The organism is Sphingobacterium sp. UBA865 (genome assembly GCF_002295765.1).
GTDB classification, from domain to species: Bacteria; Bacteroidota; Bacteroidia; order Sphingobacteriales; family Sphingobacteriaceae; genus Sphingobacterium; species Sphingobacterium multivorum.
Window position 1 is genome coordinate 55,508 of sequence record NZ_DBGB01000019.1, and the last position, 17,506, is coordinate 73,013.

Here is a 17,506-nt window from a genome sequence, read left to right on the forward strand (position 1 = left end):
AATATATTAATTTGACAGATCAAAGATTCTTAATTAGTGTTAAAATTTGTTCGATATTGTAATTTGCCAAAGCGACGATATTATCCTATTTTTACGCTTCATAAAAATTGATTTACAAGTTGGCAAAAGAAAAGAAAGTGACCCCATTGATGCAACAGTATAATGCGATCAAGATTAAATATCCTGGAGCGTTATTGTTGTTCCGTGTTGGCGATTTTTACGAGACATTTGGTGAGGATGCAATCAAAGCTGCCCAGATTTTGGGCATTGTTTTGACGAAGCGTGGTAATGGCTCGGAATCGGAAACCGCGTTGGCTGGTTTTCCTCATCATTCGTTGGAGACCTATCTTCCAAAATTGGTGCGTGCCGGCCAACGGGTGGCGATCTGTGATCAGTTGGAGGATCCTAAGACGACAAAAACAATCGTTAAGCGTGGTGTGACAGAGTTGGTTACCCCTGGCGTTTCCTACAATGACAATATTGTTCAGCAGAAATCGAATAATTATTTAGCGTCAATCTTTATCGAAAAAGAGCGGATCGGTATTTCTTTTCTTGATATTTCAACAGGCGAATTTTTGGTTGCTCAGGGAAGTGTTACCTATATCGATAAATTGCTTCAAGGTTTTAAGCCAACGGAAGTCATTCTTTCCAAAAAACAGAGCAAGGATTTTGCGGAGCAGTTTGGGTCGCATTACTATACTTATTTTCTTGACGAATGGCCGTATACGGGAGACTATGCTACAGAAACATTATTGAAGCATTTTGAGGTTTCGTCGATGAAAGGGTTTGGCGTTGATCGGATGCCTGCGGGGATTGTTGCTGCCGGTGTAGCTTTACATTACTTAAACGAGACCGAGCATCGTAACCTACAACACATTTCTACGCTTTCGCGTATCGAAGAAGATCGTTTTATGTGGCTGGATCGCTTTACGATCCGCAATTTGGAATTAATCGGTTCGTTGAATGAAAATGCTGTCACCCTTTCTGATGTATTGGATCATACATCCAGTCCAATGGGAGCGCGCTTGCTCAAGCGCTGGATTGTGATGCCGTTAAAAGACAAGAAAAGTATTCAGGAACGATTGAATGTGGTGGATTTCTTTGTTGCTGATCGCAATTTAAGGGATGAGTTGATTGGTCAGATCAAGCAGGTGGGGGATCTTGAACGCCTAATTTCCAAGATAGGACTACAAAAAGCGAATCCGCGGGAAATCGTGCAATTAAAACGGGCTTTATATGCGATAGAAAAGTTGAAGGAACTTACAGATCGTAAAGATGCCAACGCGCTACAGACCATATCGGAGCAATTGGATGCTTGTACAGTTATCCGAGAAAGAATAGAGCTGCAGGTTCAGGCCGAGCCCCCAGTGGCAATCAATAAGGGTAGCGTAATTGCTGATGGCGTTGATCCGGAATTGGATCGATTGCGTAAAATTGCCTTTGGCGGTAAGGATTATTTGCTTGAGATTCAAAAAAGGGAAGCAGAACTCACTGGAATTCCATCCTTGAAAATTGCATTCAATAATGTCTTTGGTTATTACCTGGAGGTTACCAATACCCATAGGGATAAGGTTCCTACGACGTGGATACGTAAACAGACGCTGGTGAATGCTGAACGTTACATTACGGAGGAACTGAAAGAATATGAAGAACAGATTCTAGGTGCTGAGGAGAAGATCCAAGCACTGGAGAATAGATTATATGCAGAGCTATTGCTTTCCATTGCTGAATATATCAAACCTATTCAGCTCGATGCACAGCTGATCGCTAAGCTGGATGTGCTGCTTAACTTTGCGGTTGTAGCAGAGAAAAATTATTATGTAAAGCCTGAAATCAGCGAGAGCAAGATCTTGGATATTAAAGGCGGAAGACACCCTGTCATTGAAAGAAACCTGCCAATAGGCGAGGACTATATTACCAATGATACCTTCTTGGATCCAAAGACACAACAGATTATTATTATTACGGGGCCTAATATGGCCGGTAAATCGGCGTTACTCCGTCAGACTGGATTGATCGTGTTGATGGCGCAAATTGGTTGTTTCGTACCGGCAAAAGAAGCAAAGATCGGTCTGGTTGACAAAATTTTCACCCGTGTGGGTGCTTCAGATAATCTTTCTTCTGGAGAATCTACGTTTATGGTAGAGATGAATGAGACGGCGAGCATCATGAATAATTTATCAGACCGTAGTCTCATTCTTTTAGATGAAATCGGTCGTGGTACCAGTACCTATGACGGTATTTCTATTGCTTGGGCTATTGCTGAGTTTTTACACAATCATCCCGCAGCCAAAGCAAAAACATTGTTTGCAACGCATTACCATGAATTAAATGAGCTGACAACTTCATTGGATCGTATTAAAAATTATAATGTGACGGTGAAGGAAGTCAATAACAAAGTTATTTTCTTGCGGAAGCTCGTTCCAGGAGGCTCAGAACATAGTTTTGGTATTCATGTGGCAAAGCTCGCGGGGATGCCACAAAAGTTGCTGAATCGTGCCAACCAGATCCTGAAAAGATTGGAGCAGGAGCGAACTGGTGGGGAGCAGATTAAGGATAGTATGCGTAAGATTCAGAAACAGGCCTACCAATTGCAAATGTTTTCCATTGATGATCCTGTCTTGAATAAGATCAGGGATATGCTGAATAATCTGGATGTTAATTCGCTTACTCCAGTTGAAGCATTAATGAAGCTGGATGAGATACAACGCCTGCTAAAGAATTAAATTTTCTTTTGGACTTGGACACCCGATCTCAAGTGGGACTTGTTTTCTTCGATTTGAACACGCCAGATCATGTTTTTTAAAACAGAACATCATCTGGCGTATTTTTTCTGAAAGTGCCTGATCTTATTGGCCAGAAAGAACCTTCAGTTCGCTTTCATTGTTGTTGATGTCTGCGAAGTCATGAAAGTTTTTGAAGGGCTATTGCTTAAAACCTGAAAAATAGTTCCAAGCTTCCGTAATTCGCCTGTATTGGGATCAATACCTTACTGCTGGCATCATAAGGCGCGTAATGATAGCCGAGTTCGAAACCAATGTACTTTTGGTTTTTCATGCGAAATAGGGATGCGAGACCAAGTCCTAAGTGCACATTATTGATGGTTACCATACGATCGGTGTATCCACCATCATAATAATAACCATCCGGATCATAATAACCAGAGGAATAAGCGCTTTCTGTAATGCCGGTATCTGTAATATCTATGCCAAGGATACCTTTTGGAATCAGTATAAATTTGTCGTTGTCAAAAACTTTGTAACCTACAGCACCGCCCATAAATGCGGTCGCTGAAGAATTGACCGAAACATTGGAGCCATCGTAATTGTAATCAATATTGCGGTCGTTTGAGTTGATGCGCACCTTGAAGCCACCTTCAAAAATAAATTTTCTTTCCAGCGAGCTCGTCAGCATAAATCCAAAGCTTATGTTGGTTCCGAAAATTTTGTTGGCTCCACCAAGTGGGGTGACTACGCCGATTGAAGGAACATAGCCAAGTTTGGCTTTTTGTCTATCTCTGTACACTTTGGGTGCTGGAAACCGCTGTTGATTATCTTGTTCATCAGCTTGTCGGTCTTGCTCGGCACTGGAAACGTCAGTATCTGAAAAAAGCAGTAAAATATCTTTTTCCTGATCCGTTAACGTGTAACTGTCAGAAACAAGGAGTGCTTGTGCCCTTACTTTGATGAGGCCATCCAGTGGGTGCCGCAATGGGTAAAAATTGTATTTTTCCTTATGCTGTTCGTATTGCGTTGAGAAATCGTCCTGGTCTGCCGCATCCAGTCTTTGTAGAAAGCTTTTATCAAATTGACTGTTCCAATAGAGGTCAATCGCTGCAGCACTATTTTTCTTTTCAATGATTTGCATAAGGATGCGTAACCTTTGTACAAATTCATTGATACCACAGCTTGCCTCTATGCTATTAAGTAAAGGGTCAATTTTGTCAAAGTCATTGTTGTTTAAGGCTTGTGTCAATAGGGGAAGTGTCTCAACGGTATATCGTTCACAATTTTCCTGTCCATACAATAGTTTTGTGGGAAGGACACAGCTCATAATCAATATCATAAGAGCAAGCTGACGGATATTCATGGCTTATATAGATTTGTTGCTGACTAAATTAGCAAATAAATCGCAGGTTACATGGGTTTGTTTGTGCCAAAGGTCCTAAAAGTTTTATCTTTGGCGTATGGCGTCGATATTTCGGTTTAAACAATTTGAGGTTGATCAGTCTGACTGTGCGATGAAGATCAATACAGATGGTGTTTTGTTGGCTTCATTGTCGGAGATAGAACCTGTAGAACGTGTCTTAGATGTGGGCACAGGCACTGGAGTCATTGCCTTGATGTTGGCTCAGCGTCTTGGGAATAGCCAGATAGAAGCTGTTGAAGTCGACGCTTTGGCTGCGTTGATGGCGGATAAAAATTTTCGCAATTCCATTTTCCGTGAACGCCTAACGCTACATGCTAGTTCCTTTCAGCAACTGGATACAACAGGAAATTATGATTTGATTGTATCAAATCCACCTTTTTATACGGATTCGTTGCATAATCCGGATGAACGGAGGAAACTGGCTAGACATACGGATCTGGATTTTTTCTTTGAACTGTTGGATTTCGCCTCTATACGCTTATCGAATCGGGGGAAATTAATCCTTATCCTTCCAGCGGCATTAGCGGATACCTTGGTCAGTATTTCTACAGAAAGAGGTTTACATTGTTCTACTGAAGTTCGGATAAGTTCCTTTGAAGGAGAATCGGTGCTACGTAAGATCGTAACGTTTGAACGTAGGCCTGTTGAGTCGGTTGCAGTACGTGAGTTTGTTATTTATGCTGCTAAAGGTATTTATTCAGAAGCATATCGCACGGCCCTGGCACCTTATTTTTTAGCTTTTTAAATGATGACAAAGATCGGATTACTCTCAGATACACATTCTTTTTTAGATGAAGCGGTATTTACTCATTTTGCAGCCTGCGACGAGATTTGGCATGTAGGCGATTTTGGTGATGTGGATGTTGCAGATCGGTTGGCGGCTTTTAAACCGCTGCGCGGAGTTTTTGGTAATATTGATGGTCAAGAAATTCGTTTACAATTTCCAGAAGATTTGAGGTTTAGGTGTGAGGAAGTGGACGTCTTTATGACACATATTGGTGGTTATCCCGGGAAATATGCTCCACGTATTAAAGGAGAATTGATGAAAAATCCGCCGAAATTATTTATTACTGGACATTCCCATATTCTAAAGGTTATCTTCGATCCTAAGATTCAATGCCTTCACCTCAATCCAGGTGCAGCGGGTAAGCACGGCTGGCATAAAGTGAGGACATTGATGCGGTTTGATATCAATAAAGATAAAATTGAAAATCTTGAGGTTATAGAACTGAACGAGCGTTAGATGGGGTTTTCTTTAATCTTTTTTGAGCTTTGAAAGCTGGATGATATATGGTGTGATGGCAAAGCGATCGTGGATACATTTGGTTCTCATGTAATGGGTCCAGAAATTTGCGCTACTTCTGTATAGTCGAATGGATTTCGTTACTGAAATGGATCCCATGAACACTGCGAATATGATGTAATGGTTACGTTTCGGGAGTTTTATAAGAGTTTTCTCAATGCTATAGTGAATCACGAACTTCAAGAAGAAAGTTCTTCAAACGCTCCAATGAATCTACAACACGTTGATTTTCTTTTGCCTCAGATTTGTTGTCACGCAGGTAATCACGTGCCCCCTGTAGTGTATAACCTTTATCTTTAACCAAATTGAAGATGATCTTTAAATTGGCAATATCTTCTTGCGTAAATAAGCGATTACCCTTTTTATTTTTCTTAGGCTGTAGAATATCAAATTCACGCTCATAAAAACGTATCTGGGATGCATTTACATCAAACATTTCTGTAACTTCTCCCATTGTATAATACAATTTATTTATTTCACGCTCTTTGTACGGCATATCTTCACAATTAATCTATAGCAAACTTAATAAAAATTCCTATTCAAAAAGAAATTTTTGCGATCTCTTATCTGATCAAGGACTGAACGATAGGTATATAGTACAATTCATAAGACGCCAATAATAATTGTGTATAAAGGTAAATTTTTCTAAGTTTGAGTCGTTTGAGAACGGTCTGGACTTCTTATATGATTATAGTTAGCAAATTTTGGACAAATTTCTTCTCTTTTGGAAAAGCTAATGCAATTACTATTTATCCTTTTATCTTTCTGAAAAGTACTTTTTTTAAACAGAAGGACGACTTGATTCGTCATGAGCGTATACATTTGCGACAAGCGCTTGAATTAGGTATTTTCTTTTTCTATGTTTGGTATCTTCTTGAATTTGCCGTTCATTTTATTCAATTTCGGCATTTTGATAAAGCGTACCGGCGTATTTCGTTTGAGCGGGAAGCTTATGAGAAGGAGGGTGAAACGGATTATCTGTCCAAAAGAAAAATATGGGCTTTTTGGCGATATCTTTAAAAAGACGGTTGATTTATACGTTCTATATATCCGACAAGAGGTCGCAGGCACAACAGTTATGGGGCGAAAAAAGAAAGCGGTACCAAGAATATTCTTGGCACCGCTTTCCTTTATATCCTGACAATGATTATCCCACTAATTTAAGGTAGGTAGCCACTTGGTTTTTTAACTGTCTACGGTCGACAATGAAATCCAAAAATCCATGCTCGAGCACGAATTCCGATGTCTGGAATCCTTTTGGAAGATCCTTTTTAATTGTTTCTTTAATGACACGGGGTCCGGCAAATCCGATTAACGCACCAGGTTCTGCGATATTTATATCACCCAACATCGCGTAAGATGCTGTAACTCCCCCTGTAGTAGGGTCGGTCAATAAACAAACGTAAGGAAGTTCTGCTTTTGCCAATAACGCTAATTTAGCCGAAGTTTTAGCCATTTGCATCAATGAAAATGCGGCTTCCATCATCCGTGCACCACCTGATTTGGATATTAACATAAATGGAATTTTATGCTCAATACAGTAATCTATCGAACGCGCGATTTTTTCGCCCACGACAGATCCCATTGATCCGCCGATGAAACTAAAGTCCATACAAGCGATCACGATATCTTGACCATTCATCTTTCCATGGCCAGAACGTAAAGCATCTTTAAGACCTGTTTTGGCTTGACTTTCCTTTAAACGTTCAGGGTATGGCTTTGAATCGAAAAATTCTAATGGATCACCAGAATTTAGATTAGGAAATAGTTCTGTGAATTCGTTATTATCAAATAAAATTGAAAAATATTCTTTGGAGCCAATTCTTAAGTGGTGGCCACAATATTGACAAACATAGTCGTTTTCTACTTGTTCAAGATGCAACAATGGTTTTTTACATGTAGGACATTTGTTCCACATACCATCAGGTGCTTCTTTTTTATTAGCGGTAGCTGTGCTAATACCAGCTTTTTCTCTTTTAAACCAACTCATACGATAGTTCTTATTCGATTACAAACTTATATAAATTTGCTTTTATATACAATTATAATTGTGTTGAATGTACATGCCAAGCGATTAAAACGCCTTGTGTAACAGGGCTTCTATAAATAGGGGAAATGCGGGTAACAATTGGGATATACACGGTATTTAGCTGATTATTAGGTTAGAATTGAATTTCGGACCGGAAGATTAGTCAAAAAAAATGGGCATAAAAAAAGGGTAAGCTACTCCTATCGCACCGCTCAACCAAATACCCTTGCTTTGTTCCCAACCTGGGGGAGTCAATGGGAGCTGGTCGTAGAAGACTTACCCGCCACAAAAGTAGAAAAAAAAACAGTTTTAGGAAAGAAAAAACACCTTTTTATCTTATTCGGTTGATTATCATGGCAATAAATTGCATTTGATATCTTTTCATAGCACCAATTTATGGCGGAGTAGATTTGGTATTTGTGTAAAATAGCTAAAAATGGCGTGAAAAAAGTGCTTGACGAAGTCCATTTGCCGAAATGTTCTTTTCAAAATGTCGGAAAGTTGCATAATCTGGCGTATGGAAGATCGACTTTGAATAAGCATAATCGGCTAATTTTGCCTATTCAAAGTCGATCTCATTTTTGGAACTACATTTTCTCTTGGCTGTATTCACCCAATAGGGAATAATAGCCAAATAAGCCAAGTCCAATGGAGATTATGGGGGTCAAGATGCACAGGATAATGATTCCAAATACCAGATCTTCTTGATGTCCCGTTGAAATCTTTGGCAGCGCCAGTTCAAAAATGGAGAAGTAGGCTGTAAATAGAGCTAAAATGATCCATAAGATGCCGAGGAATTTTTTGAGGTTATTCATGGGGTGCTGAAGTTGATTTGTTGTTGATATAAATACTGCCTATGATAAAACATACAATGGCAATGATAATAGGGTACCACAAACCTGCAAGATAGAATTGCGGGGTATTTGATGCTTCGGCATTTGTCGTTAAATATGTCGATACAGCCGGAAGGAGTCCGCCGAATATTCCATTGCCAACATGATAGGGTAAGGACATGGATGTGTAGCGGATTTTTACGGGGAACAGTTCAACAAGGAATGCTGCAATGGGCCCGTACACCATCGTAATATAAATCACTTGTATAAAGATCAGCAGGACGAGCAGCATATAGTTTTTGCCTGCAATATGGACTGTGGTTTTGGTTGTTTGCTGCCCTTTCAGTTTACCGGATTGATGAATCATGCTGGCTCGAGTAACTTCCGTTTGGTCCTCATATTGTGTCTTGATGATGGAAATGGTTTCTGCAGTTTTTAATCCATGAGGGTTCTCCGTTGTTTCGTTCACCTTGACTTTCTGTTCGGTATTGGAAAGTTGGTACATGGATTCGTAAATCGGACGATAAGTCAATACGGCAAGTAACATCCCACCGAGCATGATCCATTTTCGCCCAATTTTGTCACTAAGCCACCCAAATACGACAAAAAATGGCGTTCCCAAGAGTAAGGCGATACCGAGGATGGTATCGGCCTGGTCAGATTGTAGGTGCATGACTGTTTTCATGAAACTCATCGAGTAAAACTGTCCGGTGTACCAAACAACGCCCTGTCCCATGGCTGCACCAAAGAGCGCGAGCAGCACAAATTTGAGGTTGTAGCGGTTGCCAAAACTTTCTTTTAGCGGATTTGTACTTGTTTTCCCTTCCGCTTTGGCCTTGCTAAATTCGGGTGACTCCTTCATCTTCTTACGGATGAGATAGGAAACATATACCATCACCAAAGAGAGGAGGAAGGGAAGCCGCCATCCCCAGGAATCAAATTGCGATTCGCTGAGAAAGCCTTTGGTAAGGAGGATGACGACCAGAGATATGAAAAGGCCAAAAGTAGCTGTTGTTTGTATCCAGGATGTCCAATAGCCCCGCTGGCCCAATGGAGCATGTTCGGCGACGTAAGTTGCCGCACCGCCATATTCTCCGCCTAGGGCAAGACCTTGCAAGAGACGAAGGATCAACACGAGCAGCGGTGCCCAAAAACCGATACTTTCATAACTGGGGATGCAACCGATGAGAAATGTTGCGCCGCCCATGAGCATTAAAGTTACCATAAACGTATATTTTCGACCGATAATATCGCCTAGTCGACCAAAAAATAGAGCGCCAAATGGCCGGACGACAAATCCTGCAGCAAATGTGGCTAGGGTGGAAAGAAAAGCAGCAGTTGGATTTTCTGCCGGAAAGAATTTGGTGGAAATTACAATGGATAGGCTGCCAAAAATGAAAAAATCATACCATTCAATAAGCGTTCCCATGGAGGAGGCTCCTATGACTTTCCAGATGCTTTTTGTATTGTTTTCGTTCATTAATTTTTGGTTTTTGGTTGGATATAAATGTACATTTTAATGGCGCTCCAAACGGCATTTCGGCGCTGTTGCATGATCGGAAAAGAGCTAATTCTTTTGAATTTCGGTCTGTCCGACTATTTTATAGCGTTTTCCGGGTAGGCTGTGAATGAGTGACTGCATTTCAAGTTCCAATAGGATTAAGGCCAATTTACTTTGGGGCCATTTTGTGAGGTCAATCATATGGTCTATTTCTAATTGTCCCTTTTGCTGAATGAGCGTAAAAAGGAGTTGTTGATCTTTTGTCAATGTCAAAGGAAGGCTAAGCTGTTGACCAACAGCTTTTGTACTGATTTCCCAATTCATGAGGTATTCCAGATCCTGAAGACCTCTAATCATATGCGCACGGTTGGTTTTGATGAGGTAATTGGTGCCTTCAGAACTTTTTTCGTAAACGGCTCCTGGAAAGGCACATACATCGCGATTGTAGCTGTTGGCTATTTCGGCGGTAATCAAAGCACCTCCTTTAATTGCAGCTTCTACAACAATGGTGACATCCGCCATACCGGCTATGATGCGATTGCGCATAGGGAAGTTACTGCGTTCAGGTAATGTGTTGGATGTAAATTCTGTCAATAAACCTCCTTGATCTAGCATTTTTGTGGCAAGTTCACGATGGGATGCCGGGTAAATGCGATCGAGACCATGCCCTAATACAGCAACGGTGGGAATATTATTTTTTAGTGCGTTGCGATGTGCTAAAGCATCAATACCATAAGCAAGACCGCTTACGATTAAGGTGTCTTTGGAACCATTCATAGCCTCTAGCAGATCTTCGCATATTTTCTGGCCATAATAGGTTGCATGTCTAGTACCGACGATACTGATAACTTTGGTGTTGTTAAGTGGTTTATTTCCTTTATAATAGACGACAAGCGGAGCGTCTTCACATTGTCGTAGCCTATTTGGATAATTTTGGTCTTCCAGCCATAACGCTTGTATCTGATGTTTTTCGATAAAAGCAAGTTCTTTTTCACAGGCAGACATATAGCTTTTATTGTGTATGGCTTCTGCGATCGATTCCCGTATCCCAAGAATTTGCATCAAATCTTTTTTTGAGTAAGCAAATAAGTCTGCCAACTCGTGACCTTGGTCAATGATGTTACGCGCTGTCCTAGGGCCAATGCCCTTGATTTTCGTCAAAGCTATGGGATAAATTAGTTTCATAATCGGGTTTATTTAAATATAGGAAAAATATAAGTAGCTGTCATACTTTTTGTTAGAATTGCTTAGGCATATTATGTTTTAAAGCAATGACAAAGTTCTTAGTCGAAGGCGATCGCGTGCCTGCTCGAAAATCCGCGGATCGCCATGGCATGAATGCGCTTTTCCTAAGCTTATTTGAGATATCAAGGAATGAAATATTGGTCGATTATGGAAAGAAGAAGAGGAATTGGTAACTTTGAGCGATTAATGATAATTTAACTATGGAAATAAAAGAACCTTTTGATATCGAATTGGGGGATGTAGTTTATTCTGTTTTCCCTGAGGAAGAAGATACGTATGTTATTTTTAAGGATGGTGTGGAATACGTAAAGATTATTAAAGACAATGATACAAACTGGCTGAAACTGAACCCAGAAACGGAGCTTCCTATGTTCGGTATGGATGAAGAAATCAATTTAATTGGCCTAGAAATTAAAAAAGAATTGGGTCTTTAGTCTCTTAAGTTAAAGATAGTTAAATGCTTTTTAATTTTATTTATAGTTGGTTATTTTAGTTTGTCAATTATAAATATGGTACGTATCGGATTTCTATCTTTATTGTTTTTCTGTGTCTACTTTTCATTTTATCGGCCGGGAGTTTTTGCCCATCCAGCGGAATTTTATTATCAAGATACCATTGGAAAAAAAGGCAGTCAAAAAGATACTTTACGTTTGGATACTGTTTCGATCAAGCGTAAATCAGCAGCGGATAAATGGGAAGAAAAAAAGGAGGAGTATAAGTCGATCTTTTTCTGGGGTGATACGAAAAATATGGTGACCTTGCCTCACCAGGGAGGAATTGCGGTCAATCTGAACAAGCTTTACAATAAATTCAGTCGAAAGGGACGAAATTCGCGGAAGCTTCAACGTCAGTTTGAAAAAGAATACCAACAGGATCTGATTCGCGAGGAATGGTATCCGCTGACTCAGGAATACAGTAAGTTGTCGGGAGATTCTCTGCGCAAATTTAGAATATACTATGAGCCTTCCTTAAAGTGGCTTCGTGAGAATGATCGGTATGAGAAGATTGCTTATATCCATCTGTGTTTAACGAACTACCTGGATTCTGTAGACATTATCCATAGGCGACTTCAATTTCCTATGGGTAATGCCAAACTTTAACTACATAGGTACGTATACCAGGTATTTTGTATCAAAGAAGTCTTCTTTAAAGTAACTGGAAAGCGGGTGTAATTCTGCTTTGAGCTTAGATTCTTTGATCTCTTCGGTGAGATCTCCGCCTTTCAAGTAAAGAATTCCATTAGGAATACCGTTTTTATCTTTTTTTGCGAATTTATTCTGTATCCAAGGCGTAAATTCTCCAAGTCTTGTCACAGCTCGTGATATCACAAAATCGTACTTGTCGTCGAGTTGTTCTGCGCGGATATGATCTGCTTCAACATTTTGGAGACCCAGTCCTGCAGCAACTTCGCGTACGACTTTTATTTTTTTGCCGATAGAATCGACCAAATGGAATTTGACTTCAGGAAACATAATGGCCATTGGGATACCTGGAAAGCCCCCGCCGGTTCCCACGTCCAAAATTTGTGTTCCTGGCGTGAGCTCTTGAACAAATTTAGCGATACCTAGCGAGTGTAACACATGGTGCAGGTAGAGGCTATCTATGTCCTTACGTGAAATGACATTGATTTGGCTATTCCAAAATGTATAGAGGTCGGCAAGTTTTGCAAACTGTTCTTTTTGAATATCCGTTAATTTTGGAAAATACTTATAGATGATATCAACTGTTGGATTCAAAGCTTAATGTTTTAAAAGTGAATTATTTCCAGCTTATTTTTTTCTTTTTTCTGCTGAACATGCCATTGATGCAAATATAGAAATAGTAGATGAAGTCTGCCAAAGGTAGCCACCAAATGAGTTCCTTTACTTCTAGTTTTTTATAGATGTTGGCAAATATTATCCATTGTGCAATCAGCCTTAGGAGGTAGGCTGTAACAGGAACATACCAGTACATTGGAAAGGCAATTGCTGTTGCGATAAGGGCGACATAAAAAAGGACGGCTGATACCAGCTGCGTGCCGAGCATGCGCTGATGTCGCTTTTTGTAAATGGTAGAGGCTCCTGAGTGTCTTGCTTTTTGCTTGTAATAGCTCCTCCAGGTCGCTTTGGGTTCCGAATAGACAATGGATTCGGCTGCCAGTGCAATGTTAACGTTGGTCGGATTTGCATTTTGGTTGACAAAAAGATCATCATCGCCAGACTTAATATGCATATGGGCTGCAAAACCTTTGTTACGAAAGAAAAGGTCTTTTTTGTAAGCCATATTGCGTCCTACTCCCATATAGGCATCTCCCTTTAGTGCATAGGCAAAGTAACTCATGGCCGTATGGCTGGTTTCAAATCGAATCAATAGATTTAGCAAGCTTTTTTGCTTAAAATAAGGAGAATAGCCAAGTACAATTTCTGTTTCTGGTCTGAAGGCTGCTGCAATTTCTTTGAGCCATTGATCGGATTGTGGTGCACAATCTGCGTCAGTAAACACCAGTGTCTGGTGCTTTGACGCTTTGATACCCATACTAACGGCAAACTTTTTACCATGTTTCAAGCGAATATGCTCTTTGATATCCACAATCTTTAAATGGGGGTATTTTGCTTCGAACTCATGCAATATCCAGGGCGTATTGTCAGTCGAAAAGTCATTGACCACAATGACTTCAAAATTGGGATAGTCTTGATTCAGTACACTCGGGAGGAATTCCCGAATATTATCCTGTTCATTGTGTGCACAAATAATAACGGACAGCGGTGGGAATTCAGTTCCTTCTTGTATAGGTTCAATTTGATAACCACTCAATTTGCTATATACAAATAAGATGTAGTACAATTGTATCAAGAGGAAAAGACCCAATACTCCGAAAGCAATATATGGAAGATTGGCCAAAAATACGTGAAGGTCAAGCATAGCTCACAAAGATAAGTGCTTTCCGCAACTTTTTTATAGGGGAAAAATGATAATTTATTTTTGAAACATCCTGTTTGCAAATCTTTTTATAGTATTTTTGCAACGTATTCTAGGGATGAATCCGAGCTTGGGTGAAAATTAGAAAAGCTATAACGACTTTTTAAGTTACAACTGACTGAAAATGAGTTTTTAATTTTTTACACCAAATGCCGATATCGCCATGTCCATGGCAAATCATCCTTTAAAATAGAAATAGTCTCAGAGGAAAAATATTAATGAAATTTACGCTACAAGCACAAGATAAATTGTCAAAAGCACGTGCAGGTGTTGTCGAAACTGCACACGGTCCCATTCAAACACCTATTTTTATGCCTGTTGGTACGGCAGGTACAGTGAAAGCAATTCATCAACATGAATTGAAGAACGATATTGAAGCGCAGATTATTCTGGGTAATACGTACCACCTCTATTTACGTCCCGGATTGAATGTGTTGAATAAGGCGGGCGGGCTGCATAAATTTAATGGTTGGGATCGACCTATTTTAACGGATTCCGGTGGTTATCAGGTGTATTCGTTGACCGAAGTACGTAAAATCAAAGAAGAAGGGGTTACCTTTCGTTCCCATATTGATGGATCAAAACATCTATTTACACCAGAGAATGTCATGGATACACAACGTATTATCGGTGCGGATATCATTATGGCATTTGACGAGTGTACGCCTTATCCATGTGATTATGGGTATGCACGTCGTTCTTTGGATATGACCCATCGTTGGCTGAAACGCTGTGTGGATCGTTTTGATAGTACAGATCCGCTTTATGGATATGACCAGACTTTGTTTCCAATCGTTCAAGGATCTGTTTACAAAGATTTAAGGATAAAATCTGCGGAGACTATCGCTTCGTTTAACCGCGAAGGAAATGCGATTGGTGGATTGTCGGTAGGCGAACCGGCGGAAGAAATGTATGCGATGACCGAAGTTGTCTGTGATATCTTACCACATGACAAGCCACGTTATCTCATGGGGGTAGGTACACCGGTAAATATCCTTGAAAATATTGCTTTAGGGGTGGATATGTTCGATTGCGTTATGCCAACCCGTAATGCTAGAAATGGTATGCTTTTCACGCAAAATGGTATTATCAATATCAAAAATGAAAAGTGGAAAGATGATTTTTTACCAATAGAAGCGGAGAGTGATCTGCAGGCAGATCAATTTTATTCGAAAGCTTATCTAAGACATTTGATTAAATCGCAGGAAATTCTTGGAGCACAAATTGCTTCTTTACATAATTTACATTTTTACCTTTGGTTGGTGAATCAGGCTAGGGAGCGAATCATTGATGGAACTTTCTACGATTGGAAAAACAAAATGGTGAAAATATTGGATCAACGTTTGTAAAACTAAATAGCTCAAGTTAAAAAAATGCTGTCGTTAATCGATCGTTACATCATCAAAAAGTATCTAAGTACTTTTTTATTCACTATGGCAATATTTACTGTTGTCATGGTGGTTTTTGACGTGTCCGAACGATTGGATGATTTTTTAAAATATCATGCTCCCCTCGATAAGATTATTTTTGAGTATTATGCAGGGTTTATTCCCTTTTACCTAAATTTTCTTTGTCCGCTGATCAACTTTATTGCGGTTATTTTCTTTACCTCAAAGATGGCGGACCAAACCGAAATTGTCCCGATTCTCAGTGCCGGATATAGCTTTAACCGTTTGCTTCGTCCCTACATGATCGCTGCAACCCTAATCTTTGCCATTTCTTTGGTATTTAACATCTTTATTATTCCGAAGACCAATAAGATGAAGGTTGATTTTGAAAATATCTATGTAAAGCCACCTAAGGATAACTCGAGGGTTTCTACCCATATGCAACTGGACAAAAACAGCTATGTTTATATAGACAACTTTGATAATTCTACCAAAACAGGCTACGGATTTGTACTTGAAATTTTCAAAGGGGATACCCTTAAGGAGAAAATGATGGCTGATCGTATTACGTGGGACTCGGTGGCGACAAAATGGAAGATCGAAGGTTATACCAATCGTATTATCAATGGACTACATGAACGCATGGACAAAGGAGCTGTTAAAGACACAACCTTGGATATGAAACCTTCTGATTTTGAGGTACGTGATAATATGTTTACCGCTATGGATACACGCGAATTAAATATTCGTATCCATAAGGAGGAGATCAGGGGAACCGGAGTCATGAACGATTTATTACTGGAGAAATACAAGCGTTACGTATATCCATTTTCAGCTTTTGTATTGACCTTGATGGGTGTGGCACTGTCCTCCAAGAAAGTGCGTGGGGGGATAGGATTGAGTCTTGGTATTGGTATCGCGCTAAGTTTTACGTATATCGTATTTATACAGTTTGCGACTATGTTTTCTTTGAAAGGGGGACTGCCACCGTTGATAGCCGTATTAATTCCGAATGTTACCTTCTTTTTGGTAGCACTATACCTGGCGATAAAAGCGCCAAAGTAATTTTTTGTTAGTTTTCAATAACTTCAGTGAGCCTGCCTTATAAAGGGAAATAATAGGTATTGCTCATCATTTCTATACAAATGTATTCTAGAGAATATGACTAAAATTCAATTAAATCGGAATATTCTAATTCTGCATTTAACAATACTCATTTGGGGATTTACCGGAATTTTGGGTAGTCTGATTTCCGTATCTGCCCTTCATTTAGTGTGGTATCGTGTTGCAATAGCGTCTATCGCGCTGTTGATCTATTTCTTGGTAGCCAAACAGTCTATTGTAGTTTCGAGGAAACAATTTCTCCAGTTTTTTATGGTGGGGGCCGTTGTTGGGCTGCATTGGGTATTATTTTTTTATTCAATTAAAGTATCTACCGTATCGGTGACATTGGTTACGCTATCCTCTGTGACCTTATTTACAGCAATATTGGAGCCTATTGTGAATAAAAAGCGTATTGCGCTGTTGGATATTGTTGTTGGTTTGGTCATTATCATCGGTATTTATACAATCTTTTCTTTTGAAACACATTACCTCGTTGGTCTATTGGCGGGGCTCGGCTGTGCGTTTTGCGCGAGTATATTTTCTATCGCCAATGCGCGCATGGTTAAAAAATCGAGCCCGACCTTGATTACGTTCTATGAGATGATGGGGGCATGCTTCTGGATCAGCATATTGATGTTGTTTACAGGAGATTTCAATGCTGAAATGAAATTGGGACAGCAAGATTTAATTTATCTGCTGTTGTTAGGTGTGGTTTGTACGGCGGTGGCCTATGTTATGGGGGTTGCTGTCATGAAGGAATTATCTGCTTTTACTGTTGCGCTGACAACAAATCTGGAACCTGTTTATGGTATTCTGTTGGCGATGTTGATATTTGGACAAAAGGAGACCATGAGCGGTGGGTTTTATCTTGGCGCTTGTATCGTTTTGGGAGCAGTATTCACTTACCCTTATGTCAAAACGAAATTAGAGAATAGACAAAAAGATCTTGTTATTCGTAAATTGCATTAATTGAAATCGGGGCTATCCAATCTTTTT

General features: G+C 39.8%; 18 protein-coding genes and 1 other RNA gene. 10 read left to right on the forward strand and 9 right to left on the reverse strand.

Annotated features, from left to right (window positions below; all coding sequences use genetic code 11):
- The first annotated feature begins 119 nt into the window (after window positions 1-119).
- A complete protein-coding gene (gene mutS, locus B2O97_RS09955; RefSeq protein ID WP_115049448.1) occupies window positions 120-2,726 on the forward strand; it encodes a DNA mismatch repair protein MutS in 2,607 nt (868 codons plus the stop codon).
- A 205-nt stretch (window positions 2,727-2,931) separates the two neighbouring features.
- On the opposite strand, the gene B2O97_RS09960 is transcribed toward mutS, so the two are convergent.
- Entirely contained in the window at window positions 2,932-4,089 is a 1,158-nt protein-coding gene (locus B2O97_RS09960) for a hypothetical protein (RefSeq protein ID WP_286767333.1), read from the reverse strand.
- A 97-nt stretch (window positions 4,090-4,186) separates the two neighbouring features.
- Between B2O97_RS09960 and B2O97_RS09965 the strand changes: the two genes are divergently transcribed.
- Both B2O97_RS09965 and B2O97_RS09970 read left to right on the forward strand, forming a co-directional pair.
- Window positions 4,187-4,894, forward strand: coding sequence for a tRNA1(Val) (adenine(37)-N6)-methyltransferase (locus tag B2O97_RS09965; RefSeq protein ID WP_112373809.1), 708 nt, complete (start codon window positions 4,187-4,189; stop codon window positions 4,892-4,894).
- 3 nt (window positions 4,895-4,897) lie between these two features.
- The gene (locus B2O97_RS09970) at window positions 4,898-5,392 is read left to right on the forward strand and encodes a metallophosphoesterase family protein (RefSeq protein WP_112374050.1); all 495 of its coding nucleotides are present in this window, start codon (window positions 4,898-4,900) and stop codon (window positions 5,390-5,392) included.
- A gap of 220 nt (window positions 5,393-5,612) precedes the next feature.
- Here the strand turns inward: B2O97_RS09970 and B2O97_RS09975 are convergent, their stop codons facing one another.
- Entirely contained in the window at window positions 5,613-5,948 is a 336-nt protein-coding gene (locus tag B2O97_RS09975; RefSeq protein WP_046674120.1) for a MerR family transcriptional regulator, read from the reverse strand.
- Between the two features lie 188 nt (window positions 5,949-6,136).
- Here B2O97_RS09975 and B2O97_RS09980 point away from each other — a divergent pair, with 188 nt between their 5' ends.
- A complete protein-coding gene (locus B2O97_RS09980) occupies window positions 6,137-6,472 on the forward strand; it encodes a hypothetical protein (RefSeq protein WP_286767334.1) in 336 nt (111 codons plus the stop codon).
- A gap of 127 nt (window positions 6,473-6,599) precedes the next feature.
- On the opposite strand, the gene accD is transcribed toward B2O97_RS09980, so the two are convergent.
- The 5 genes from accD to dprA form a co-directional block, all read right to left on the reverse strand.
- Entirely contained in the window at window positions 6,600-7,442 is an 843-nt protein-coding gene (accD, locus tag B2O97_RS09985; protein ID WP_070560696.1) for an acetyl-CoA carboxylase, carboxyltransferase subunit beta, read from the reverse strand.
- Between the two features lie 223 nt (window positions 7,443-7,665).
- Window positions 7,666-7,763, reverse strand: an RNA gene (ffs, locus tag B2O97_RS09990) — signal recognition particle sRNA small type.
- A 305-nt stretch (window positions 7,764-8,068) separates the two neighbouring features.
- A complete protein-coding gene (locus B2O97_RS09995) occupies window positions 8,069-8,296 on the reverse strand; it encodes a DUF6814 family protein (protein WP_112373807.1) in 228 nt (75 codons plus the stop codon).
- Entirely contained in the window at window positions 8,289-9,794 is a 1,506-nt protein-coding gene (locus B2O97_RS10000) for an MFS transporter (protein ID WP_204990942.1), read from the reverse strand. Before B2O97_RS10000 ends, B2O97_RS09995 begins: the two co-directional genes overlap by 8 nt.
- 87 nt (window positions 9,795-9,881) lie before the next feature.
- A complete protein-coding gene (gene dprA, locus B2O97_RS10005) occupies window positions 9,882-11,000 on the reverse strand; it encodes a DNA-processing protein DprA (RefSeq protein WP_286767335.1) in 1,119 nt (372 codons plus the stop codon).
- A gap of 86 nt (window positions 11,001-11,086) precedes the next feature.
- Between dprA and B2O97_RS10010 the strand changes: the two genes are divergently transcribed.
- From B2O97_RS10010 to B2O97_RS10020, 3 genes are all read left to right on the forward strand, one after another.
- Complete coding sequence (locus tag B2O97_RS10010) at window positions 11,087-11,233, forward strand: hypothetical protein (RefSeq protein WP_172462306.1); 147 nt, start codon at window positions 11,087-11,089, stop codon at window positions 11,231-11,233.
- 27 nt (window positions 11,234-11,260) lie between these two features.
- Window positions 11,261-11,494 carry a hypothetical protein gene (locus B2O97_RS10015; RefSeq protein ID WP_112373805.1) on the forward strand — a complete coding sequence of 78 codons (234 nt, stop codon included), beginning with the start codon at window positions 11,261-11,263 and terminating at the stop codon, window positions 11,492-11,494.
- A gap of 75 nt (window positions 11,495-11,569) precedes the next feature.
- Window positions 11,570-12,160 (forward strand): hypothetical protein, encoded by a 591-nt coding sequence (locus B2O97_RS10020; RefSeq protein ID WP_286728029.1) that lies wholly within the window; start codon window positions 11,570-11,572, stop codon window positions 12,158-12,160.
- Here the strand turns inward: B2O97_RS10020 and rsmG are convergent, their stop codons facing one another.
- Both rsmG and B2O97_RS10030 read right to left on the reverse strand, forming a co-directional pair.
- Window positions 12,161-12,796 (reverse strand): 16S rRNA (guanine(527)-N(7))-methyltransferase RsmG, encoded by a 636-nt coding sequence (rsmG, locus tag B2O97_RS10025; protein WP_112373803.1) that lies wholly within the window; start codon window positions 12,794-12,796, stop codon window positions 12,161-12,163. It abuts the gene before it with no gap.
- A 22-nt stretch (window positions 12,797-12,818) separates the two neighbouring features.
- Entirely contained in the window at window positions 12,819-13,961 is a 1,143-nt protein-coding gene (locus B2O97_RS10030) for a glycosyltransferase (protein WP_286767336.1), read from the reverse strand.
- Window positions 13,962-14,236: 275 nt separating this feature from the next.
- Between B2O97_RS10030 and tgt the strand changes: the two genes are divergently transcribed.
- From tgt to B2O97_RS10045, 3 genes are all read left to right on the forward strand, one after another.
- Window positions 14,237-15,367, forward strand: coding sequence for a tRNA guanosine(34) transglycosylase Tgt (gene tgt / locus B2O97_RS10035; RefSeq protein ID WP_286767337.1), 1,131 nt, complete (start codon window positions 14,237-14,239; stop codon window positions 15,365-15,367).
- Between the two features lie 27 nt (window positions 15,368-15,394).
- Window positions 15,395-16,471, forward strand: coding sequence for an LptF/LptG family permease (locus tag B2O97_RS10040; protein ID WP_046674188.1), 1,077 nt, complete (start codon window positions 15,395-15,397; stop codon window positions 16,469-16,471).
- Window positions 16,472-16,567: 96 nt separating this feature from the next.
- Window positions 16,568-17,479: a DMT family transporter gene (locus B2O97_RS10045; RefSeq protein WP_286767338.1), complete on the forward strand. Its 912-nt coding sequence runs from the start codon at window positions 16,568-16,570 to the stop codon at window positions 17,477-17,479.
- The last annotated feature ends 27 nt before the right edge of the window (window positions 17,480-17,506 follow it).